The following is a 21,565-nucleotide window of genomic DNA, read 5'->3' on the forward strand; positions in this document are numbered from 1 at the left end:
CGGTCACCCTCTCAGGCCGGCTACCCATCGTCGCCATGGTAGGCCGTTACCCCACCATCTAGCTAATGGGACGCGGACCCATCCATTAGCGGGTTTCCCCTTTCCTCCTCACCCCATGCGGGGTAAGGAGCGTATCCGGTATTAGCGCCAGTTTCCCAGCGTTATCCCGGTCTAATGGGCAGGTTATCCACGCGTTACTCACCCGTCCGCCGCTATCCACCGCCCATCCGGTATAAACCAGACAAAACGGTGGACCGCTCGACTTGCATGTGTTAGGCACGCCGCCAGCGTTCGTCCTGAGCCAGGATCAAACTCTCCATCTAATCCTTTGTCCCAGAATCACTCCCGCACACGCTCTTCCTCACCAGATGCACAGCCTTGCCCGCTGCACATCCGCCTACCTCCCTGTTCAGTTTTCAAGGACCACTTTCCCCTCGCTGTCGCGCAAGCTTTATTGTATCATGACTTAATCATTCTGGTCAAGAGCCATTTTTTACATGCCGTTTGCCTACCGGCAAGTATATATACTAATGACTTTGTTCTCAAAAATCAACGGTTAATTTATGGAGATATGTCATTTAATTTACATTGTTCGTGCCAGTTCAGGCAACTATATTTATCTTGCGCCAGTTTTCGAGCTGTAAGACGCTCATCCGCAGTTAGCTCTGCCGGAATTAACTCGATCTCCAGGGCTGTAGCGAATCCCCTGGCCAGAGCGCGGCAGACCTGGTCGTAGGCAGGCACCCGGGACAATATCCGGTCCAGCGCAGTAGCCTTGGCCGCAAAGGCCTCCTTAACTCGCCGGCGCACCGATTCAGAGGGAAAGGCCAGAACGGCAAAGAGTTTATCTTCATCTATGCTCAGCAATAAGGAACCGTGCTGAAGAATGGTTCCCCTTTGCCGGACCTGGGCACTTCCCACCAGTTTTTTACCCTCTACCGCTACCTCATATCCCGAAGGGGTATCGAAACAGGCGGCCGATAGCTTTGACCGCAGCCCCCGCTGCGTTTTATCCGGATTAAAAAGACTGGCCTCCACTCCCAGCAACCGCAATCCCAGTACCAGGCCCTGGCTCAACAGGCGGTATGTCTCCAGTACACTGCCGGGCAGGAACTTCTGAGAAATGGTAACGCTATAGGTTACCTCCCGGTCGTGAAGAACGGCCCGGCCGCCGGTAGGACGGCGCACCAGGCCTATACCCAGGCGATGGCAGGCCTCGAAGTCCACTTCCCGCCGAGCGTTTTGAAAAAAACCCAGGGACAGGGTAGGCGGTTCCCAGCGGTAAAAACGCAGGGTTGGAGGAACTTCTCCACGACTGTGATGAATCAATATAGCTTCATCGATGGCCATATTGGTAGCCCCGTCAGATGCCCCCGTATCCAGCAGGCGCCATCGACGGGGCCAGGAATTTAAAGCTGCTTCTATTTTCTCCACGAACACATACAGCCTCCTCCCTGGCGACCCGGACGGTAAACCGCCCGGGCCGATTACGGGAAAACCTTAACCTTCATTTCCCGGCACGCCAGCGCAGCTCGGGCTTCCGGGCTGCGGCGACCTCATCCAGCCGGCCGATATAAGTGGTATAGGGAGCACCCTTTATCTTTTCGGGCTCTTCCTCTGCTTCCCGGGCAATCCTGATCATGGCATCGATAAAACGGTCCAGGGTTTCTTTGCTTTCCGTTTCTGTTGGCTCAATCATCATTGCCTCTTCCACGATCAGGGGAAAGTAAATGGTCGGCGGGTGAAACCCGTAGTCCAAAAGCCTCTTGGCCATATCCATGGTCTTCACCCCGTTACGTTCCTTTTGCCACTTGCCCGAAATTACAAATTCATGCTTGCAAAAACGATCATAAGGCAGGTAGAAATATTTTTTCAAGTGGGCCATAAGATAGTTGGCATTGAGCACAGCATCCCGGCTTACCTGTTTCAATCCCCCGGCTCCCAGGGAGCGGATATAAGCGTAAGCTTTAACCACCACACCAAAATTACCATAAAAAGAACGCACTTTGCCGATGGAATGAGGCAGGTCATAGTTAAAATAATAACGCTTACCATCGAAGTCCACGAGAGGTACGGGCAGGAAAGGTACCAGATCCTTTTTCACCCCTACCGGCCCGGCTCCCGGCCCGCCACCACCATGTGGCGTGGCAAATGTTTTGTGCAGGTTAAAATGCACTACATCAAAACCCATGTCTCCAGGACGGGTGTAACCCATAATGGCATTGGTATTGGCCCCATCGTAATATAACAGCCCGCCCACCTTATGAACCATATCGGCAATGATGTGAATGTTTTCGTCAAATAACCCCAGCGTGTTGGGATTGGTAAGCATGAGCCCCGCTACCCGCTCATCCAGCAATTTTTCCAGGGCAGCCACATCCACCCCGCCCCGCTGATCCGAGGGCACGCTGACAACCTGATAACCGGCCATGGCCGCCGTAGCCGGGTTGGTTCCGTGTGCCGAATCCGGAACAAGGATCCTGGTGCGATTCTCTCCCCGGCACCGGTGGTAGGCCCGAACCAGCAGTATGCCCGTAAGTTCCCCATGGGCTCCCGCCGCAGGCTGCATGGTCACCCGGTCCATGCCACTGATCTCTGCCAGGTAAGCTTCCATTTCGTAAATTAATTGTAAAGCTCCCTGGACCAGCTCTTCCGGCAAGTAGGGGTGAATACCTGCAAATCCGGGCAGGGCAGCCAGGGCTTCATCCACCTTGGGGTTATATTTCATGGTACAGGAACCCAGAGGGTAGAAATCATTGTCCACCCCGTGGTTTAAACGGGAGAGAGCGGTATAATGTCTTACCAGTTCCGGCTCACTTACTTCCGGGAGGCCGGGAGCTTTTTCCCGGAACATATTTTCTGGCCAGTCCAGTTCCATTTCCGGCACATCACTGGCCGGGAGGGAGAAGGCCCGGCGACCCGGAGCTCCCAGCTCAAAAATGAGCTTTTCGTTCCATATGCTATTCATCCTACCACCTCCTCCAGGGCTTCAGCCAGCCGGTCAATTTCTTCCCTGGTACGCTTTTCGGTGACGGCTACCAGCAGGTGACCGGCGAGTTCAGGATAATAACGTCCAAGATCCGGGCCGGCAACAAGGCCGTGACGTAATAGCGACTCCTGGATCAGGTTCAGGGGATATTCACTTTTGATAACAAACTCTTTAAAGGAAGGAGCATCGAATGCCACCGAAATTCCCTTAACGGCACGCAAACGTTTTTTAGCGTAGGCAGCCTTTTGAGCACAAAGGCTGGCAACCCGGCGCAAGCCCTCTGGACCCATGGTTGAAAGAAAAATAGTAGCCGCCAGGGCACACAGGGCCTGGTTGGAACAAATGTTGGAGGTAGCTTTTTCCCGTCGAATATGCTGCTCCCGGGCCTGGAGGGTTAAAACAAATCCCCTGCGACCGCGGGCATCGCTGGTAGCCCCTACCACCCTTCCCGGAATGCGCCGCAGGAACTCTTCCCTGGCAGCGAAATACCCGAAACCGGGACCACCGAAGCTCAGGGGCAGGCCCAGGGATTGCCCCTCTCCTACCACAATGCTGGCCCCGTATTCCCCCGGGGGCTTCAACAGGCCCAGGGATATGGGATCAGCGCTGACAATAAACAGCGCCCCCACCCCGCTCGCAGCCCGCTCCAGGGAATACACATCTTCCAGACAACCGAAGAAATTCGGCTGCTGCACCAGTACCGCTGCCGTTTGCCGGTTTATATAACGATCCAGGTTATCTCCTGTGGTTACCCCATTGGTACAGGGCAGCTCCACCAGCTCCACACCACGGGGCTCCAGGTATGTTTTTAAAACCTGCCGGTATTCCGGATGAACCGTCCTGGACACCACAACCCGTTGCCGGCGGGTTGCCCCCGTCGCCACCGCTGCAGCTTCAGCCAGCGCCGTAGCCCCATCATACATGGAGGCATTGGCCACGTCCATGCCGGTTAATTCACAGATCATGGTTTGAAACTCATAAATAGCGGCCAGGGTACCCTGGCTGATTTCAGCCTGGTAGGGAGTATAGGCGGTATAAAACTCGGAACGGGACAGCAGGGCAGGGATTACTGCCGGAATATAATGGTCGTAATAACCCCCACCCAAAAAACAGGTGTAACGGCTCGTATCACCATTTTTCCCGGCCAGGTTTTCCAGATGGCGAATCAGATCTGGCTCGGCCAGGGCCTCAGGCAGGTTCAGTTCCCTTTTTAACCGCACCTGTTCCGGTATATCGGCGAAGAGTTCCTCCACTGAACTTATGCCTATGTCCGCCATCATTTTTTGCCGGTCAGCTGTTGTATTGGGGAGGTACCGCATTTATGGCTCAACCCTCTTTCACCATTTCCTCATAGGCGCGGGCATCCATCAGGTTATCCAGTTCACCGGGATCGCTCATCTCAATGACAATCAACCAGCCACTACCATAGGGATCCTTATTTATCAGATCAGGATGATCCATCACTTCCCGGTTAACTTCCACCACTTCACCGCTTACCGGCGCATAGAGATCGGAAACCGATTTCACCGATTCCACTGTACCGAAAGATTCCCCGGCTTTTACCTTATCACCGGCCTGGGGCAAATCTACATAAACCACGTCCCCCAGGGTTTCCTGGGCGTAATGGGTGACACCGACTGTCCCGCGATTACCTTCCACGCGGATCCATTCGTGATCTTTGGAATATTTCAGATCAGCAGGATACATGAACAAAACCTCCTTAAAAACCTTGAATTAATATAATCTCGAACAATCGTCCCGGCATGCCTAACCTTTTACACCGTGCGTTTTCTCCGGTAAAAAGGCACGGGTACTACTCTGGCCGGGTAGTTCCGTCCCCGTATTTCCACTTCTATTACGGTATCTACGGCCGCGGACTCCACGGATACATACCCCAACCCCAGTGCTTTCCCCAGTGTGGGGCTCTGGGTACCGGAAGTTATTTCACCAATAACCTGCCCGTTGCTGGTCAGGGTATACCCCTTCCGGGGGATGCCCCGGTCCACCATTTCAAGACCAACCAGGCGGCGCCGAACTCCCATTTCCTTCTTCTGCAGGAGCACCTCCTTTCCAGTAAAATCCTTTTGCCAGCAAATAAAGCGCTCCAGCCCTGCTTCCAGGGGGGTAATATCTTCATCGAGTTCATGGCCATAAAGGGGCAGTGCTGCTTCCAGGCGCAGTGTATCCCGGGCACCCAGGCCGCACGGCATTAAACCATCTTTTTCTCCGGCAGTCATAATCTCATCCCACAGCCGGCACGCTTCCTCTGCTGCGCAATAAAGTTCAAAACCATCTTCGCCCGTATAGCCGGTGCGGGAAAGCATACATTTTACGCCGCCCACCTCCACACCCAAACTGGCCCGGTAATAGGGCAGGGAACCCGGATCGGCTGAAGTTAACCTGGCCAGAATCTGTACGGAGAGGGGACCCTGCAGGGCAAGCTGGGCCATCTGGCTGGAAATATCTGCAATGCAGACCCCTGGAAATTCCACGGCCAGTTGCTTGAACCAGGAGAAATCCTTCTCCCTGTTGGCGGCATTAACCACCAGTAAAAATTCATTATCTCCCAGCCGGTACACCAGGATATCGTCAACCACGCCCCCACCGGGATTACATACGGGACTATAAAGAACATGGCCCGGCAGAAGTCTGGAAACATCATTGGTAACGGCTTTCTGCAGCAGCTCCAGGGCACCGGAGCCGCTGATCCGTATCTCCCCCATATGGGAAACATCAAAAAGGCCTGCCCTCTCCCGCACAGCCTGGTGCTCCTCAATAATACTCCTGTACTGGACCGGCAATGCCCAGCCACTGAAGTTAATCATTTTTCCCCCCATCTCAAGGTGCCTGGCGTAAAGGGGGGTTTTACGTAGGTTCTCCACAGCAGATACCTCCTGACATCAACCTGACATTATTATGACCAGCTGCCCCAAAAAACAAAGGACAGAGAAGGAAGCTTATCACAACCTCCTCTGTCCTGGAACCTGAGAGTTTCGTTTCCCTACGGAAACTTGCCCCGTCGGTGTTCCCTTCCCACGGGAAGGGAATCTCTCCAGAGGTCCGTCCAGCTACTTAAAAAGGACGTCATTCATCATACCAGAGCAATCATTGCCCGCCCTTCAAGCAGCTGTCATCCGGTATCTCAAGCTATTAAACTGTACACAGATAGATGTGCTCAAATTTGCCTCCCGGGGGAACCCGGGACAAATAATTACCTTCTACATAAAATTTTATTTTCCTGCCTCAAAATGCATTTTTTATATGTTCCAGAAACTCCACCCGTCCATCGCGTTTATATTTAATAGCCAGGACATCAAAGCGCACCGGCCCCCTGTGTCCTCCGCTGGCCGCCAGGTAATAACGGGCCGTCCGGCGCAGCCGGCCACGCTTTTCTTCGGTTATACTCTCCTGGGGTAAACCGTAGTTCTCCGTTGACCTGCTGCGTACCTCCACAAAAACCAGCACCGGACCGTCCAGGGCAATGATATCCACTTCACCGTACGGACAACGAAAATTACGCTTCAGCAATTGGTAGCCTCTTTCAGTCAGGTAACGGGCCGCTTCATCTTCGCCTTTACGCCCCTGTATTTTTCTCTGCAGAGCCACCAGTTCCTCCTTATTTTACCGGCACCAGTTTTTTCTCCAGCAGAAACTCTGCCAGCAGCCTGGCCGTGTTTCCGGTAATTTTCAGACAATGGCGCAGGTGTTCCGGTGTATCAAAGGGGTGGGGGTTTAAAGCCCGGCAGCAGGTAACCCCGAACTTTTCCTCAAACCTGTCGTGAAAATCTTTAGCCAGACCATAAGTGCGGAAGCGATCCTGCTGGTGATCGGTGCGGCCACTGAGCAGGCCGATAACTATGGTGGAAGCAGTCAGCGCCCCGCACATGCACCCCGCATGCCCCAACCCGCCCCCAAAACCGGTGGCCAGGCGGACGAGATCCCGGTCCACCTCCGGAATCACCAGTTCCCGGAAAGTCAAAAAAATGGACTCGGCACAGTTATAGCCCTCCCGGAAGTAGTTCCCCGCCCTGTTCCTCGCTTCAAGGGCCAGTTCCTCAGCCATTTTGCATCACTCCGTTCCGAATTATTCACGTTGTTGGTTTATTTCTCCAAACACTCCCTTATTCCTTTCCAAGCTAACTAAGAAGTTATTGACAATATTGGCAAGGAAACATATGGAAAGAGAAGCTCATATAATAACAAGAAATTTACGGGAGGGGATTTCCATATGGATGGTCAGATTACCGGGCGCTACGCCAGTGGAGCGTTCACCCCGGTGAGAGCCAAGCCACTGCCGCCGGAGTTACTGCGCTTAAGGGGCATTTCCCCCCGGACCATTCAGGAGCACTACAAACTTTATGAGGGTTATGTCAACAAAACCAACGAAATACGTAACCGCCTGCGTACGGTAGACCGTGCGTCGGCCAACTCCACCTACAGCCCCCTGCGGGAACTGAAGGTGGAAGAGAGTTATGCCACAAATGGTGTAAAGCTGCATGAGCTATATTTCGGCAACCTGGGAGGACCGGGAGGCCGGCCCGCAGGCGCCCTTTATGAAGCTATTGTTTTCAGTTATGGTTCTTATGAGTTTTGGGAAAACGATTTTAAAGCTTCGGGGCTGGCCTCACGGGGGTGGGTGATCCTGTCCTACGACCAGGACGACGGCTTTTTGCACAACTACTCGGCCGACGCCCATAATGCAGGCATTTTTGTTCGCACGCAGCCCATCCTCGTCCTGGATGTATATGAACATGCGTACTACATTGATTACGGCACCGACCGCCGGAGCTATATTGAAGCTTTCTTCCAGAACATAAACTGGGCCGCGGCCAGCGCCCGCTTTCATGCCCTGATCCGTTAAAGCGCTCAGGTACGGCGTGGTCTACGCTTACTCCAGTGCTCCACGCCGGCACAAAGTTAGGCGGCAGTATCTATAATTTAAAAAGCGGGGTTTTGAAACCCCGCTTCCAGTTTGCTGTGTACGTGCGGTCTATTCCTAAGGGAGGAAGAAGGAATGAGCCGCTGTGTTGACCACTTCCGACAGCGGTCCGGGATAAATGCCCAGCACCAGGGTACCCACCATGGCGATGATCAGGGTCAGGGCCACAGGGCCGCTCAGCGAAATGGGTGAGCTATCGGCCGGCTCATCCCGGTACATTACCAGGGCCACCCGCAAGTAGTAGTAAACTGAAACCATACTCATAATCAGGCCTATGAAGGCCAGCCACAGGTAATTATCTACAATGGTTTTGAAGAGATAGAACTTGCCCACAAAGCCCGCCAGGGGTGGGATACCGGCCATGGAGAGCATGGAGATGACCATAACCGCAGCCATTAAGGGCGAACGCTGGCTCAAACCCGCATAGTCCTTGATCTCATCACTGCCGGTAACATTATAGAAATACGTGACCACAGTAAAGGCACCGATGGTGGCAAAGACGTACAGGAACGCATAGAACATAACGCCCTTAATCCCCGCTTCACTGGCCGTTACCAGCCCGACCAGGATATAACCGGCCTGGGCAATACTGGAGTACGCCAGCAGGCGCTTGATATTGGTCTGGGGAATGGCCACCAGGTTACCCACAATGATGGTAACTGCGGCCAGGATGGCCACCAGCATGGTCCAGTGCGCCCACAGTCCAGGCAGGGCCGCTACAAACACCCGCAACAGGATGGCAAAAGAGGCTGCCTTGGAGCCTACGGCCAGGAAGGAGGTCACCGGTGTGGGTGCCCCTTCGTACACATCCGGCGTCCACATATGGAAGGGCACGGCGGAAATCTTGAAACCCAGGCCCGCCACCAGCATGGCCACGCCCAGGATCAGGGCGGGCACGGGCTCTGTGGTTACCGCCCGACCCACTTCGGAGATGACCACCGACCCGGTCACACCGTAAACCAGGCTCAGGCCGTACAACAGCACCGCCGAGGACATTCCCGCCAGAAGCACGTATTTAATCCCGGCCTCCACCGACCTGGTTTCGGTACGGCGGAAGCACACCAGCACGACAAAGGCAATGGTCATGAGCTCCAACCCCAGGTAGAGGGTCATGAAGTCTCCGGCCGAAGCCAGCACCATCATCCCCAGGGTGGCAAACAGCATCATGCTGTAATACTCGCTTTGATTGCCCATCTCGTCAACGTAGCGCATACAGCCCAGGGTGACCAGAAAGGCCGCCGTGAGGAAGGTTATCTTGAAGAAGATGGCATACCGGTCAACGATAAAGATGCCTTCATAAAGGGAACCCTGATTGTTCCACCCGGCGATGGTCAACCCCAGCACTCCCAGCAGCCCCAGGGCCGTAACCCAGCCCAGGCCGTGACGGGAGCCTTTGGGAACGAGCAACCCCAGGATCAGTACACCAAGGCCCAGGATGGCCGTGGCAATCTCAGGCGCCAACAACGAGAGATCCACATTCATCTAAAAACTCCCCCCTAACTGAAGCGCACCGCTAATCTCGGCCATCAGGGGCACGATGCCGCTATTGACCATGTCGAAGAGCAGGAAGGGGAGAAGACCGCCCACCACCAGAACGGTACCCAGTACAACCAGGGGCACCAGCTCGGGACCCCGGATGTCCTTCAGAGAGTCATACTCAGGACGGGGCGGCCCAAAAAGGGTGTTGGCACCGGCCCGCAGGGCATAAAGGGCGGTGATGATAATCCCGGCAATGGCCACCACGGCCAGGCCACCGTATACCTTAAAAGAGGCCACGAATATGGTAAATTCAGGCACAAAGCTCACCAGACCGGGGAGGCCCAGCGAGGCCATAGCTGCCAGCATGAAGGCCACGGCCAGGCGGGGTGTCTGCCGGGCCAATCCGCCCAGATCGGGAATCCAGCGGGTGTGGGTCTTTTCGTAAATGAAGCCGATGGTGGAGAAGAACAGTGCCGCCATGATCCCGTGGGCGAACATGTTGGCCACGGCGCCGTTTAAGCCGATGACGTTCAGGGAAGCCACGGCCAGGAGCACATAACCCATGTGGCTCACGCTGGAGTAACCGACGATATACTTGAGGTCTTTCTGGGCCAGGGCCGCCATAGCCGCATAGGCCACGCCACATACACCGAGCACGGCAATCACCGGTGCCCAGAATTTAGCGCCCACCGGCAGGACGTAAAGGGCGATACGAATTAAACCGTAACCCCCGATTTTTTTCAGCACTCCGGCGTGAATCATGCTCACCGCCGTGGGAGCACCGGCATAACCGTCAGGCGACCAGGAGTGGAAAGGCCACATGGAAAGCAGGGAGCCAAAGCCAAAAAGCATCAGGGCAAAAAGCCAAATCTGGTCGAAGTCGCTCAAGCCCCGGGCAGCCCTGGCCAGGCCGGCGAAACTCATGTCGGGCGCCCCGGTTGCCGCAACAGTCTTCATGAACAGGGCAATGACGCCTACCAGAAGGAAGGCCGAACCAATCAGCAGGTAGATGGTCAGCTTCATACCGGCGTATTCCTTGGTCACCCGCTTGGTGCTGCCCCAGATAATGACCAGAATGTAAATCGGGATAACCACTACTTCGTAGAAGAGGAGGAAGATGAACAGGTCCTGGGCCACAAAGGTGCCCATTACACCGGTAATCAGCAGGCATAACAGGATGAAAAAGTCACGCGGCCGGTGATTGACATTCCAGGAAGCAAAAACAGCTGAAAACCCGATCAGGTTGGTCAGCAACAGCATGGGCAGGCTGATGCCGTCCACACCCAGGTAGAAGGTAACGCCCAGGTCCTTAATCCAGGGTATCTGCTGCACAAACTGCAGGCCCCCCAGGGACTGGTCATATGCAAAGTAAACGTAAAGGGATAGAGCCATGGACACGAAGGTTCCCGCTGCCGCAACACACTTGATGAGCATGTGCTCCTCCCGGGGGATAAAAGCCATAATCACGGCCGCGACCACGGGAGCCAGCAGGATGGTTAACAAAACGGGGAAGCTTTCCATTTACTTCACACCCCCCACAATCAGGCTGGCGGCCGAAGGACCGGTGAAGGCCAGGAGAACCACCACGGCCAGCACACCCAGGAAAAATACCAGGGCGTAGTTCTGGAGCCGTCCGGTATTGCTAACCCTTATACCCTCACCAAGCAAGCACGTCAGCTTACCCAGGCCGTTAACAATAATACCGTCCACCACATAGATGTCGAACAGGTAGAACAGCTTGGCCGCACCGTCAACAATGGTGTGGTTGAACCAGAGGTAAATTTCGTCAATATAGTACTTGTTGTACAGGATGGTGTAAATGTGGTTATAGCGTTGTGCCAGAGCTTTGGCCCTGGACTTGGCCTTATCCACATAATAAAGCTGGTAGGCCAGATAAATACCGGCCGCAGCCAGTACAACGGAGCCAATCATGACCCAGTAGTTGGGTTCCACGTGATGGGGATGCCCGAAGAAAATCCACTCGCTCCAGTAAGGCGCCCAGGGAGTCCCCACCAGGCCGCCAATGGTTGATAGAATTGCCAGGCCGACCAAAGGCAGGGTCATTACCGCAGGAGACTCGTGGGGATGATTCTCCGGATTTTCCTCCCCGAAAAAGGTCAGGAAAATCAAACGCCACATGTAAAAAGCGGTGAGGAACGCGGTAAAGGCAGCCATCACAAACAGGACGTAATGCCCGCTTTCCAGGGTTACGGCCAGGATTTCATCCTTGCTCCAGAAGCCGGCAAAGGGAGGTATACCGGCAATGGCCAGGCCACCAATGACAAAAGTCCATCCGGTAAGCGGCATTTTCCTGATCAGGCCGCCCATCTCCCATACATCTGCCTTATGATGCAGGGCATGCAGAACGCTGCCGGCACCGAGAAACATCAGGGCCTTGAAGAAAGCATGCGTCCACATGTGGAAAAGGCTCGCCGTCATGCTGCCCACGCCCAGGGCCAGCATCATGTAACCTATCTGGCTGACGGTGGAATAAGCCAGGATGCGCTTGATTTCTCTCTGGGTAATGGCAATGGTCGCAGCAAACAGGGCTGTGAAACCACCCGTAATGGCCACCAGTTCCATAGCACCGGGCACTTCATGGAAGAGGAACATGGTCCGGGCCACCAGGTAGACACCGGCCACCACCATGGTAGCGGCGTGGATCAGGGCGCTGACCGGAGTGGGGCCTTCCATGGCATCCGGCAACCACACGTGCAGGGGGAACTGGCCCGACTTACCGATGGGCCCGATAAACACCAGCACGGCAATGAGGCTTAACACGCCGAAAGTGGTATATTGCTCGAAGTGAGCGATTTTTTCGGAAAGCTCCACCAGGTTCAAAGTGCCAAAGACAATTTGCAGCGATAAAAGCCCGAGCAATAAACCGAAGTCGGCAACACGGCAGGTGATAAAAGCCTTTTTGGCCGCCTCCCGGGCGGAAATCTTGTGGCTGTAAAACCCGATCAAGAGGTAGGAACACAGACCGACCAGCTCCCAGGCCACAAACATTTCCAGCAGGTTGCTGGAAATGGCCAGCAGGAGCATGGAGGCAGCAAACAGGGAAACATAGGAGAAGAACACCGAAAAGCCGGGATCGCCTTTCATGTAACCGATGGCGTAAATAAAGATCAGGGACGCCACCATGGAGACCATGAAAATCATCATGGCCGACACGGGGTCCAGCTGCACACCCACATCTATTTGCAGGCCGGGCATGGAAAACCACCGTACGGCGTAAACCAGGGGTTCCTCTTTAAAAGCTGGATTGGTAAACACGCCATATGCCACCAGAGCTGAAACGATAAAGGAACCCACTATCCCGGCCACGGCCACCAGGGCACTGAGCATGGGCCACGGCCTGGTGAAAAAGATGATGGCTACAAAAGCCAGAGCAGGCAGCAGGGGTACCAGCCAGGCGTGGTGCAATGCAAATTCAACCATCTCGATGGACACCCACCTTTCCTACCACTTAAGCCAGTCAAAGTCATCCAGGTTAACCGACAACCTGTTACGGTAGATGGCAATGATGATGGCCAGACCAACCCCAACTTCTGCGGCAGCCACTGTTATCACGAAGATGGCGAAAAGCTGACCTGTAAAGAGGGCAGGAGTGAGGTACTTGCTGATGGCCACCAGGTTTATGTTAACGGCATTGAGCATTAACTCAATACAGATAAGCACCGCAATGGCATTCTTTTTGGCCAGGACACCAAAGAGACCGATACCAAAAAGCAACGCCGAGAGCACCATGTAGTGGGCGAGGCTAATCGTTGTGAGCATCGGCTTTTTTAACCTCCTTGGCCAGGAATATGGCTCCCACCAGGGCCACCAGCAGGAGAATGGCAGCAACTTCAAAAGGTATTACGTACTTGGTCAGCATAATTTCAGCTATGCTTTCCACGGTTTTTTCCGGTACGGCAACCGCGGGACTGGCCCACGGGGTAGTTGCAACCAGATAGCCACAGACGACCAGTACCAGGGCCACCACACCTGCCGCAGCCTTGGTCTGGTTATTAAACAGGTTGGTGCTTCCCATATTACCACGTTGAATGAGCATGATACCGAAAACCACCATGATACATACCGCACCGGCATACACCAGTACCTGCACTGCGGCCAGGAAATCGGCATCCAGGGTCAAAAACAGACCACCCATGGACACAAAACATACCGCCAGCCAGAGCACTGAATGTACGATATTTTTCAGCATGACCACCAGCAGGGCTGATACCACAATGGTCGCAGCCAGCAGGTAGAATGCAACAGCCGTCCATATACCTTCCATAGATTTTCAACCCTCCTTGCCGGGAGCCTTGCCGGCAGCCACTTCCGCCCTGGCGGTCTTGGCCCGGACCCCCGCCGGACGTTCGGCAGCGGCTTCCGCCGACTCCTCCTCGGGTAAAGCTTCGGGAGCAGGACGATCCACCAGCACCAGGTGCACCTTGTCCCGGAAGTACTGGTTCATGTTTATTACATGGCTGAATCTCAGAGCGCCCTTGTTGCATGACTCCACACACAAACCGCAGAACATGCAGTATTCAATGCGCATGACATACCTGGTCAGGTACTGCTTTTTACCCACCTTTTCTCTGGTAATCTGAATTACCTTATTGGGGCAGGCATTTACACAGAGCCCGCAGGCAATGCATTTATCCACGTCCAGTTCAAAGCGGCCGTGATAGCGCTCCGGAAGGGGAATTTTTTCTTCTGGATATTGTACAGTAACTTTCCTGGTAAAAAGCTCTTTCCAGGTGATGGCCAGGCCTTTTAATAGACCTTGTCCGAACATTCAATCACCACCCTATCGCCCGGTAAATGTACATACCTACACCGGTCACAAATATGTTGGCCAGGGAAAGCGGTACCAGCACTTTCCATCCAAAGCCCATTAACTGGTCAACCCGGATACGGGGGTAAGTCCAGCGGATCCACATAAAGATGAAGATCATGAGGTAAACCTTGATAAAGAACCAGAACCAGGAAGGCAGGAAGGTCCACCCGAAGGGTGCCAGCCAGCCACCCAGGAACATGATGGTACACATGCAGGATATGACCATCATGCTGCTATATTCCGCCAGCATGAACATGGCGTAGGCCATGCCGCTGTACTCGGTATAGGGACCGGCAATGATCTCCGACTCACCTTCCACCAGGTCAAAGGGAACACGGTTGACCTCGGAAACCCCGGCAATGAAATAAATCAGGAAAGCCAGGGGCTGTGCAAAAATGAACCACGTGCCGCGCTGGGCATTGACAATTTCGGTGATGCTCAGGGTTCCGGTCAGCATGATCACTCCCAGCAGGGAAAGCACCAGGGGCAGCTCGTAACTGACCATCTGGGCCACCACCCGCATACCGCCCACCAGGGAGTATTTGTTGTTGGAGGACCAGCCGCCCATCCAGAAAATGATGGTGGATAGAGAACCAACAGCCAGTATATAGAAGACACCTATATTCAGGTCGATGGGGGCCATACCATCTCCCCACGGTATGACGGCAAAAGCCAGCATCGGGGGTACAAAAACAAGAATGGGAGCAGCCAGGTAAACGACCTTATCCACCCGCCGCGGAATAATAATTTCCTTGGCCAGGAGTTTCACCCCGTCCGCCACCAGCTGCAGCAAGCCTTTGGGCCCTACCCGGTTTGGTCCAATCCGGCACTGAATATATGCGGCGATCTTCCGTTCCATGTACACCATCCACATGACGTTGAGGGAAACAAATATAATTACTGCCAGCAGCTTGACAATCAGAACAATTAATTCGCTGGCCAAGGGAGGCACACCGGCACCATACAGGAAGGCCCGCAGGCTCTCGGCAATACCGGTAAAAATATTTTCACCCATGCCTCTTCTCCCCTAACTCCATTTTTTAACAATCAACTTCGCCCAGGACTATATCTAAACTGCCCAGGATGGCTATAACATCGGCAATCTTCCAGCCTACCAGCAGTTCATCCAGGTAACCCAGGTTGATGAAGGAGGGCCGGCGGAAATGCACCCGGTAGGGCTTGGGGCTACCGTCGCTAACTACATAACAACCCAGGATACCCTTGGAGCTTTCAATTTCAGCATAGGCCTCCCCGGCGGGGGGTTTGATCACTTTGGGTATTTTAGCCATAATGGGGCCTTCGGGCAGGCCCTCCACCGCCTGCTGGATAATGCGGGCCGACTGGCGGATTTCCTTGATCCGGCAGACAAAGCGGTCAAAGCAGTCCCCGTTTTTCCCCACCGGCACTTCAAAATCAAAGCGGTCGTATACGCCGTAAGGCCGGACCTTGCGCAGGTCATAGGGAATACCGCTGCCCCTTAAAACAGGACCGCTCAGGCTGTAATTGATACCCATCTCGGGAGTGATGATCCCCACGTATTTCGTCCGGGCCTGGAAGATCTCGTTGCCCGTGATCAGGCCGTCGTATTCGTCGCACAGGGACGGCAGATCCTTTAAGAATTTCTGCAGGGGTGGGAAAAACTCGGGGGGTAAATCATCGGCTACTCCCCCAATACGGAAATAGCTGAAAGTCATGCGGGAACCGGAAACCATTTCCAGGAGATCCAGCACCCGCTCCCGGTCCCGGAAGGTGTAGAGGAAGCCGGTAACCCCACCTATATCCATACTGTAGGTACCCACGGCCACCATATGACTGGCGATCCGCGAGAGCTCGCCCACAATTACCCGAATGTACTCGGCCCGCTCAGGAACTTCTATACCCATTAATTTTTCCACCGCCGCCACATAACCCCAGTTCATGAGCATCGAGGCCAGGTAGTCCATGCGGTCGGTGTAGGGAATGACCTGGGTGTAGGTCCGGGCTTCCGCCAGCTTTTCAATACCCCGGTGCAGGTAGCCGGGAACGGAAGTGGCCTTCACCACCACCTCGCCGTCCAGTTCCAGGATGATCCGGAACACACCGTGGGTACTGGGATGCTGGGGACCCATGTTGAGCACGTAAGTTTGTGTTTTCATTGACACACCTCCCGAAAATCGTGGAAGGCTACTCCCTGCCACCTTCCCACTGGAAATCCTTGCGCAGGGGGTGGCCCTTGAAGCTATCGTCCAGGAGGATGCGGGTGGGATGGCCGGGATAACCCGTAAAGTTGATCCCCATCAAATCGTATACCTCCCGTTCCTGCCATTTGGCCCCACCCCAGAGAGGACAAAGGGAAGGTACGGCAGGGTTTTCCTTATCCTCCAGCTTAACCTTGACCATCAGCGTGTAATTGTGCTTTAAGGATACCAGGTTATAAATAACTTCAAAACGATCGGGATAATCGGCAGCTGTAAGATTGGTCAGGTAATCAAAGGCATAACTGGGGTTTTCCATTAATTCCGTCATCAGGGGAATCAGATCCCCCGCAGGAACCAGAAGAACCCCTTCCCCTGCAATTTCAATAGCGGGAAATTTCTCCTTCAAAGCTTCCAGCAGTTCTACAGGCGGTTCATAACTAGCCACGGGGCAGTGTCACCACCTTTGGATTCTTGATTTTGTCCCGCAGCATCAGAAAGCCTTCGATAATCGCCTCGGGCCGGGGCGGGCAGCCGGGTACGTAAACATCCACCGGCAAAAGCTTATCCACCCCGGGAACAACATAATAGGAATCTACAAAGGGCCCCCCGGAAATGGCACAGCTCCCCACGGCAATGACCCATTTGGGCTCACTCATCTGTTCATACAGGCGGAACACAAAAGGTGCCGACTTTTTAGTTACCGTACCGGCTACCACCATAACATCCGCCTGTCGTGGGGACCCCCGGGCTACTTCATAGCCAAAACGGGAAATGTCAAAACGCGGGCCGTTGGCGGCCATCAAAGCCTCAATGGCACAGCAGGCCAGGCCGAAGCTCAGCGGCCACAGGGAATGGGCCCGGGCAATATTCAGGAGCTTTTCCAAAGGGGCGATATGAACCAATCGCTTGACCTCATCGACAACTGCCGGGTCCTTCGTCAGTTTTTCCACCGGGTGGTTATCCTTGGTCACTTCCATTCCAACGCTCCTTCCTTCCAGGCATACCAGAGGCCCACAATTAAAATGAAGAGGAAGATGATCATCTCAATAAAAGCAAACAACCCCAGGCTCTGAAACTTTACGGCCCATGGATACAGATAAATTGTTTCCACGTCGAAAATGACAAAAAGCAAAGCGTAGAGGAAATAGCTGGTCTTGAACTGCACCCAGGTGGGGCCAATGGTGTCCACGCCGCACTCATAGGGCTCATACTTCTGCCCCTGGTAACGACGCGGGTGAATCAAATAACTGATTACTATAGCTCCGCCACCAACAAGCAACCCACCGATGAGAAATAACAGTACCCCCGCCCATTCCGAAAGCACCTTTATCTCCCCCCTTTCCCAGGCAAATTCACACTACATCAATCATCCGGGTTATCAGCCCGGCAAAACACTTGTGAATTTTGTAACTCCTCAGACCAGAAAACCTATTTCACCCCGCGGAAGGTAAGCCGGTGCAGGGGGCATGGCCCCCAGCGGGCCAGAGCCTGCCGGTGTTCCACGGTAGGGTAACCTTTATGATGGTCAAAACCATACTGGGGGTAAAGGTGGTGGCAAATCCGCATGAGCTGATCCCTGGCAACCTTGGCCAGTATTGATGCCGCCGCAATGGAGGCACAGGAGGCATCCCCTCCCACCAGGGCCCGTTGAGGTAAAGATAATTTAAGGGGGAAACGGCCATCCACCAGCAGGAACTCAGGAACCACCTTTAACCCCAGCACTGCCCGGCGCATAGCCAGCAAAGAGGCATAATGAATATTTAAAAGCTCTATTTCTTTTACGGTAGATAACCCGATAGCCCAGTCCAGAGCCACCTGCTTGATCTGGTGAGCCAGTTCTTCCCTCCGCACGGGGGAAATTTTCTTGGAGTCATTAAGACCGGAGAGAAAAACCCGGCCCGGAAGGATTACTGCTGCGGCTACCACGGGACCGGCCAGGGGACCGCGCCCGGCTTCATCCACTCCGGCCACCAGGGAATAACCCCGCGCATAAAGTTCTTCTTCGTATCGAAACCAGTCTTCCAGGCAACCCAATGATTGTCATGCCCCTTATTGCTATGTTACTGTCGTGAGCACAACAATATTACTAAAGTAAAATTTTCGCGGTTTAGGCACAAATCCCTCCCCGGGGAAAAGATTTTTTCCTCCCTTTTTTTCATTATCCAGGAGGAGCATCCAGTGTAAACCGTCCCAGACACCCATCACGAAACTCCTTCAACAGGTGAATAGAGGCCCGGTAGAGATCAACCCTGCCTCCCCGCCCTACCAGGCCCCGCCTGGCACCAATCAGTTCCAGCACCTCGTATCCCCGGGATGGAAGTTCTTCCAGACCGTAACGTTTTTTTAAAGATGCGGGAGAAGATTGCCGCAACCACTCCACCAGCCAGGCAGCCACCTCTTCCACATCAAAAACCTCTTCTTTTATAGCACCGGTGGCAGCAAGCTTCAGACCCACCCGGGGATCTTCAAACTTGGGCCAGAGCACACCGGGGGTATCCAGAAGCTCCACCTCTCCGGCAAGACGAATCCACTGCGGCCCCCTGGTAACCCCTGGGCGATTACCCGTACGGGTAACGCGGGAACCAGCTAAAGCATTAATAAAGGAAGACTTGCCCACGTTGGGTATACCCACGACCATGCAGCGGGGAGGGGGAGGACGCCTGCCGCGGGCAACCAGGGAAGCTATTTTATTTTCCGCCAGGCGCTTCACCTGCACCGGAACTTCCACCAGATCTTTTTTCCGGGCGGAATCTACCGCCAGGGCCGGCAGACCGCGAGCAGAAAACCACTGCAGCCACATCCGGGTAAGGTGCGGGTCGGCAAGATCTTCCTTGTTCAGCACCACCAGATGGGGCTTCCTGGCCGCAATTTCTTCGATTATCGGGTTACGGCTGCTGGCTGGAATCCGGGCATCCAGCAGCTCAATAACCACATCTACCAGTTTGAGATTCTCCTGAACCAGCCGCCTGGCTCTGGCCATATGGCCGGGAAACCACTGAACGGGCATCTCAAATCACCTTTTAATGCAGCAAACCGATGCGCTCAAGGGGCCAGTAAATTAAAATAGCCTTTCCTATTATGTTCTCCCGGGGAAGGGGACCCCAAACACGGCTGTCATCGCTGTTATTGCGGTTATCGCCCAGCATTAAATAATACCCCGGGGGAACCTTTACCGGGCCAAAATCGGCAAAATGAATATCCGGGGGTAAGTAGTTCTCTTCCACCAGTTGCCCGTTAATGTAAAGGCGATTATCCCGTAATGCCACCGTCTCACCCGGCAGGCCAATCAGCCGCTTGACGAAATCCCGGCTGGGATCCAGGGGATATTTAAAGACCACAATATCACCCCGCCGGGGCTCACCAAAACGATAGGCCAGCTTGCTGACAATAATGCGGTCTCCAATTTGCAGGGTCGGCTCCATGGAACCCGATGGTATATAAAAAGGAGCCAGAATAAAAAGTCTTATAACGACCGCCAGGAGAACGGCTATAACCACCGATTCAAGAATTTCTCCCAGCGTAGACTTCTTGTTTCCAGGCTGCCGGGTTGTTTCAGCAAGATTCGTTTCGCGGTCCACATCCTCCACGCTCGCTTCCCTCCCACCAGGCATAAAAGCCAAAAAGGGACTGCCGCGACAGTCCCCAGGGTAAAGATATTATGACTATCTTCTGTCCCGAATCCGGGCAGCTTTGCCCCGCAGCTGACGCAGGTAATAGAGCCTGGCCCGCCGCACATGGCCCCGCCGGACTACCTCGATCCGTTCAATCCTGGGAGAATGCAGGGGGAAGGTTCTTTCCACTCCCACGCCATAGGATACCCGGCGCACGGTAAAAGTCTCGCTCAGGCCGCCACCGCGGCGGCGGATAACTACTCCCTCAAACACCTGAACCCGCTCCCGGTTTCCTTCCACCACCTTGACATGCACCCTTACCGTGTCCCCGGGACGGAAGTCGGGAATATCTGTTTTCATCTGTTCCTGCTCCAGGGATTGAATCAGGTTCATCTTAAGCCCCCCTTTCCTGCTGGACGACGGTCATATGATAAGTCCAACACCGGACCGTCCGTAAATCAACAGAATAAATTATAGCACAGCGATTACCAGCAAAGCAAGGCATTACTGGAAGACCCGCCTGCCGTTTTGCACACGCTCGCTCCGGTGAGCCTCGCAGGCCAAACTAGCGCTCGACCTCGGGCTCCGGCGGGGTTCCCGGCCCATTCGGCATCCATGCCTCAGGGGCCGGCCTCGGGCATCCGTGCCCTCGGCCCCGCCTCCGCCCTCGTTCTCGCCAAGTTTGGCATCTGCTCGGCTCAAGGTCGCTCGCTTCGTGCAAAACGGCGGTCATTTGTGACGTTGAATGCGTTATGTACGCCTACACAAATTTCACGGTCCTAAATCAGGCTTTTTATTTCTTCCAGAACCGAGGCCAGGATTTTTCTGTCTTCGTCGGTCAGGGAAGCCCTGGCCAGCAGCTCCGGGCGGCTGGCCAGGGTGCGCAGCAAAGATTGCCGCCGCCGCCAGAGGCGGATCTTTTCGTGATGGCCGCTTAAGAGCACCTCCGGTACACAGTAGCCCCGGTACTCCCTGGGCCTGGTATAATGGGGATATTCCAGCAGGCCATCGCTAAAGGATTCCTCAACTGTCGACGCCCTTTCTCCCAGCACCCCGGGAATCAAGCGGCATACGGCATCCACCACCACCATGGCCGGCAACTCACCGCCGGTGAGCACGTAATCACCTATGGTAATTTCATCCGTAACCAGGTGCTCGGCCACCCTTTCGTCAATACCTTCATAATGCCCGCAGATGAAGACCAGATGCCTCTCCCGGGCCAGTTCTGCCGCCATCTCCTGGTTGAAGGGGCGTCCGGCCGGGCACAGTAAGATAACCCTCCCGGGCCGGCCACGGTGGGCATGAATCCAGTCCATGGCTTCAAATAAAGGTTCGGGAGCCATCACCATACCGGCCCCGCCGCCATAGGGAGTATCATCCACGGTGCGGTGCTTATTACGGGAAAAATCCCTGATGTTGATCAGGTTGATTTCCACCAGGCCTTTTTCCCTCGCCCTTTTAATAATACTGGCGTCAAAAGGGCCAGCAAACATCTCCGGAAACAGGGTTAATATATCCACTATCATGGCAGATCACCCG

24 protein-coding genes, 1 rRNA gene and 1 riboswitch are annotated in these 21,565 nt (G+C 54.5%); of the genes, 1 reads left to right on the plus strand and 24 read right to left on the minus strand.

Going from position 1 to position 21,565, the window contains the following annotated elements:
* From BR83_RS0112635 to BR83_RS0112670, 8 genes are all read right to left on the minus strand, one after another.
* A 16S ribosomal RNA gene (locus BR83_RS0112635) occupies positions 1 to 323 on the minus strand; the annotation flags it as partial.
* A gap of 238 nt (positions 324 to 561) precedes the next feature.
* Positions 562 to 1,440 carry a lipoate--protein ligase family protein gene (locus BR83_RS0112640; RefSeq protein ID WP_207640202.1) on the minus strand — a complete coding sequence of 293 codons (879 nt, stop codon included), beginning with the start codon at positions 1,438 to 1,440 and terminating at the stop codon, positions 562 to 564.
* 67 nt (positions 1,441 to 1,507) lie between these two features.
* Complete coding sequence (gene gcvPB / locus BR83_RS0112645; protein ID WP_027357380.1) at positions 1,508 to 2,968, minus strand: aminomethyl-transferring glycine dehydrogenase subunit GcvPB; 1,461 nt, start codon at positions 2,966 to 2,968, stop codon at positions 1,508 to 1,510.
* Positions 2,965 to 4,308, minus strand: a complete 1,344-nt coding sequence (gcvPA, locus tag BR83_RS0112650; RefSeq protein ID WP_027357381.1) for an aminomethyl-transferring glycine dehydrogenase subunit GcvPA — start codon at positions 4,306 to 4,308, stop codon at positions 2,965 to 2,967. Before gcvPA ends, gcvPB begins: the two co-directional genes overlap by 4 nt.
* A 7-nt stretch (positions 4,309 to 4,315) precedes the next feature.
* Positions 4,316 to 4,696 (minus strand): glycine cleavage system protein GcvH, encoded by a 381-nt coding sequence (gcvH, locus tag BR83_RS0112655; protein ID WP_034635442.1) that lies wholly within the window; start codon positions 4,694 to 4,696, stop codon positions 4,316 to 4,318.
* A 68-nt stretch (positions 4,697 to 4,764) separates the two neighbouring features.
* Positions 4,765 to 5,871, minus strand: coding sequence for a glycine cleavage system aminomethyltransferase GcvT (gene gcvT, locus BR83_RS0112660; protein ID WP_027357383.1), 1,107 nt, complete (start codon positions 5,869 to 5,871; stop codon positions 4,765 to 4,767).
* 80 nt (positions 5,872 to 5,951) lie between these two features.
* Positions 5,952 to 6,055: riboswitch (glycine riboswitch) on the minus strand.
* A gap of 177 nt (positions 6,056 to 6,232) precedes the next feature.
* The gene (locus BR83_RS0112665) at positions 6,233 to 6,595 is read right to left on the minus strand and encodes a YraN family protein (protein ID WP_027357384.1); all 363 of its coding nucleotides are present in this window, start codon (positions 6,593 to 6,595) and stop codon (positions 6,233 to 6,235) included.
* A gap of 10 nt (positions 6,596 to 6,605) precedes the next feature.
* Entirely contained in the window at positions 6,606 to 7,052 is a 447-nt protein-coding gene (locus tag BR83_RS0112670; protein WP_027357385.1) for a C-GCAxxG-C-C family (seleno)protein, read from the minus strand.
* A gap of 165 nt (positions 7,053 to 7,217) precedes the next feature.
* Between BR83_RS0112670 and BR83_RS0112675 the strand changes: the two genes are divergently transcribed.
* Positions 7,218 to 7,850, plus strand: a complete 633-nt coding sequence (locus tag BR83_RS0112675; protein ID WP_027357386.1) for a superoxide dismutase — start codon at positions 7,218 to 7,220, stop codon at positions 7,848 to 7,850.
* A 135-nt stretch (positions 7,851 to 7,985) separates the two neighbouring features.
* Here BR83_RS0112675 and BR83_RS0112680 read toward each other — a convergent pair whose 3' ends face one another.
* The 16 genes from BR83_RS0112680 to trmD form a co-directional block, all read right to left on the minus strand.
* Positions 7,986 to 9,410 (minus strand): NADH-quinone oxidoreductase subunit N, encoded by a 1,425-nt coding sequence (locus BR83_RS0112680; RefSeq protein ID WP_027357387.1) that lies wholly within the window; start codon positions 9,408 to 9,410, stop codon positions 7,986 to 7,988.
* The gene (locus BR83_RS0112685; RefSeq protein WP_027357388.1) at positions 9,411 to 10,928 is read right to left on the minus strand and encodes a complex I subunit 4 family protein; all 1,518 of its coding nucleotides are present in this window, start codon (positions 10,926 to 10,928) and stop codon (positions 9,411 to 9,413) included.
* The gene (nuoL, locus tag BR83_RS0112690; RefSeq protein ID WP_027357389.1) at positions 10,929 to 12,848 is read right to left on the minus strand and encodes an NADH-quinone oxidoreductase subunit L; all 1,920 of its coding nucleotides are present in this window, start codon (positions 12,846 to 12,848) and stop codon (positions 10,929 to 10,931) included.
* Between the two features lie 21 nt (positions 12,849 to 12,869).
* Positions 12,870 to 13,187 (minus strand): NADH-quinone oxidoreductase subunit NuoK, encoded by a 318-nt coding sequence (gene nuoK, locus BR83_RS0112695; protein WP_027357390.1) that lies wholly within the window; start codon positions 13,185 to 13,187, stop codon positions 12,870 to 12,872.
* Complete coding sequence (locus BR83_RS0112700; protein ID WP_027357391.1) at positions 13,171 to 13,692, minus strand: NADH-quinone oxidoreductase subunit J family protein; 522 nt, start codon at positions 13,690 to 13,692, stop codon at positions 13,171 to 13,173. Before BR83_RS0112700 ends, nuoK begins: the two co-directional genes overlap by 17 nt.
* Positions 13,693 to 13,698: 6 nt before the next feature.
* Positions 13,699 to 14,196, minus strand: a complete 498-nt coding sequence (locus tag BR83_RS0112705) for a NuoI/complex I 23 kDa subunit family protein (protein ID WP_027357392.1) — start codon at positions 14,194 to 14,196, stop codon at positions 13,699 to 13,701.
* 4 nt (positions 14,197 to 14,200) lie between these two features.
* Entirely contained in the window at positions 14,201 to 15,253 is a 1,053-nt protein-coding gene (nuoH, locus tag BR83_RS0112710) for an NADH-quinone oxidoreductase subunit NuoH (RefSeq protein ID WP_027357393.1), read from the minus strand.
* A 25-nt stretch (positions 15,254 to 15,278) separates the two neighbouring features.
* A complete protein-coding gene (locus tag BR83_RS0112715; protein WP_207640203.1) occupies positions 15,279 to 16,373 on the minus strand; it encodes an NADH-quinone oxidoreductase subunit D in 1,095 nt (364 codons plus the stop codon).
* 28 nt (positions 16,374 to 16,401) lie between these two features.
* A complete protein-coding gene (locus tag BR83_RS0112720; protein ID WP_027357395.1) occupies positions 16,402 to 16,860 on the minus strand; it encodes an NADH-quinone oxidoreductase subunit C in 459 nt (152 codons plus the stop codon).
* Positions 16,853 to 17,392, minus strand: a complete 540-nt coding sequence (locus BR83_RS0112725; RefSeq protein ID WP_027357396.1) for an NADH-quinone oxidoreductase subunit B — start codon at positions 17,390 to 17,392, stop codon at positions 16,853 to 16,855. Before BR83_RS0112725 ends, BR83_RS0112720 begins: the two co-directional genes overlap by 8 nt.
* Positions 17,383 to 17,739 carry an NADH-quinone oxidoreductase subunit A gene (locus tag BR83_RS0112730; RefSeq protein WP_027357397.1) on the minus strand — a complete coding sequence of 119 codons (357 nt, stop codon included), beginning with the start codon at positions 17,737 to 17,739 and terminating at the stop codon, positions 17,383 to 17,385. The genes BR83_RS0112725 and BR83_RS0112730 overlap by 10 nt, the downstream gene beginning before the upstream one ends.
* Before the next feature lie 104 nt (positions 17,740 to 17,843).
* Entirely contained in the window at positions 17,844 to 18,449 is a 606-nt protein-coding gene (locus BR83_RS0112735; protein WP_027357398.1) for a ribonuclease HII, read from the minus strand.
* Between the two features lie 124 nt (positions 18,450 to 18,573).
* Complete coding sequence (gene ylqF, locus BR83_RS0112740) at positions 18,574 to 19,422, minus strand: ribosome biogenesis GTPase YlqF (protein ID WP_027357399.1); 849 nt, start codon at positions 19,420 to 19,422, stop codon at positions 18,574 to 18,576.
* A gap of 13 nt (positions 19,423 to 19,435) precedes the next feature.
* Positions 19,436 to 20,002, minus strand: coding sequence for a signal peptidase I (gene lepB, locus BR83_RS0112745; protein WP_027357400.1), 567 nt, complete (start codon positions 20,000 to 20,002; stop codon positions 19,436 to 19,438).
* 75 nt (positions 20,003 to 20,077) lie between these two features.
* A complete protein-coding gene (gene rplS / locus BR83_RS0112750; RefSeq protein ID WP_027357401.1) occupies positions 20,078 to 20,419 on the minus strand; it encodes a 50S ribosomal protein L19 in 342 nt (113 codons plus the stop codon).
* A gap of 386 nt (positions 20,420 to 20,805) precedes the next feature.
* Positions 20,806 to 21,552, minus strand: coding sequence for a tRNA (guanosine(37)-N1)-methyltransferase TrmD (trmD, locus tag BR83_RS0112755; protein WP_027357402.1), 747 nt, complete (start codon positions 21,550 to 21,552; stop codon positions 20,806 to 20,808).
* Positions 21,553 to 21,565 lie beyond the last annotated feature (13 nt).

This window comes from Desulfofundulus thermocisternus DSM 10259 (genome assembly GCF_000686645.1).
Lineage (GTDB): Bacteria > Bacillota > Desulfotomaculia > Desulfotomaculales > Desulfovirgulaceae > Desulfofundulus > Desulfofundulus australicus.

What these genes read in the sequence shown, in the direction of transcription:
- gcvPB (WP_027357380.1), bottom strand. Translation starts at nt 2,968, where the DNA reads ATGAATAGCATATGGAACGAAAAGCTCATTTTTGAGCTGGGAGCTCCG.
- gcvPA (WP_027357381.1), bottom strand. Translation starts at nt 4,308, where the DNA reads ATGCGGTACCTCCCCAATACAACAGCTGACCGGCAAAAAATGATGGCG.
- gcvH (WP_034635442.1), bottom strand. Translation starts at nt 4,696, where the DNA reads ATGTATCCTGCTGATCTGAAATATTCCAAAGATCACGAATGGATCCGC.
- BR83_RS0112670 (WP_027357385.1), bottom strand. Translation starts at nt 7,052, where the DNA reads ATGGCTGAGGAACTGGCCCTTGAAGCGAGGAACAGGGCGGGGAACTAC.
- BR83_RS0112675 (WP_027357386.1), top strand. Translation starts at nt 7,218, where the DNA reads ATGGATGGTCAGATTACCGGGCGCTACGCCAGTGGAGCGTTCACCCCG.
- BR83_RS0112680 (WP_027357387.1), bottom strand. Translation starts at nt 9,410, where the DNA reads ATGAATGTGGATCTCTCGTTGTTGGCGCCTGAGATTGCCACGGCCATC.
- BR83_RS0112685 (WP_027357388.1), bottom strand. Translation starts at nt 10,928, where the DNA reads ATGGAAAGCTTCCCCGTTTTGTTAACCATCCTGCTGGCTCCCGTGGTC.
- nuoL (WP_027357389.1), bottom strand. Translation starts at nt 12,848, where the DNA reads ATGGTTGAATTTGCATTGCACCACGCCTGGCTGGTACCCCTGCTGCCT.
- nuoK (WP_027357390.1), bottom strand. Translation starts at nt 13,187, where the DNA reads ATGCTCACAACGATTAGCCTCGCCCACTACATGGTGCTCTCGGCGTTG.
- BR83_RS0112700 (WP_027357391.1), bottom strand. Translation starts at nt 13,692, where the DNA reads ATGGAAGGTATATGGACGGCTGTTGCATTCTACCTGCTGGCTGCGACC.
- BR83_RS0112705 (WP_027357392.1), bottom strand. Translation starts at nt 14,196, where the DNA reads ATGTTCGGACAAGGTCTATTAAAAGGCCTGGCCATCACCTGGAAAGAG.
- nuoH (WP_027357393.1), bottom strand. Translation starts at nt 15,253, where the DNA reads ATGGGTGAAAATATTTTTACCGGTATTGCCGAGAGCCTGCGGGCCTTC.
- BR83_RS0112715 (WP_207640203.1), bottom strand. Translation starts at nt 16,373, where the DNA reads ATGAAAACACAAACTTACGTGCTCAACATGGGTCCCCAGCATCCCAGT.
- BR83_RS0112725 (WP_027357396.1), bottom strand. Translation starts at nt 17,392, where the DNA reads ATGGAAGTGACCAAGGATAACCACCCGGTGGAAAAACTGACGAAGGAC.
- ylqF (WP_027357399.1), bottom strand. Translation starts at nt 19,422, where the DNA reads ATGCCCGTTCAGTGGTTTCCCGGCCATATGGCCAGAGCCAGGCGGCTG.
- rplS (WP_027357401.1), bottom strand. Translation starts at nt 20,419, where the DNA reads ATGAACCTGATTCAATCCCTGGAGCAGGAACAGATGAAAACAGATATT.
- trmD (WP_027357402.1), bottom strand. Translation starts at nt 21,552, where the DNA reads ATGATAGTGGATATATTAACCCTGTTTCCGGAGATGTTTGCTGGCCCT.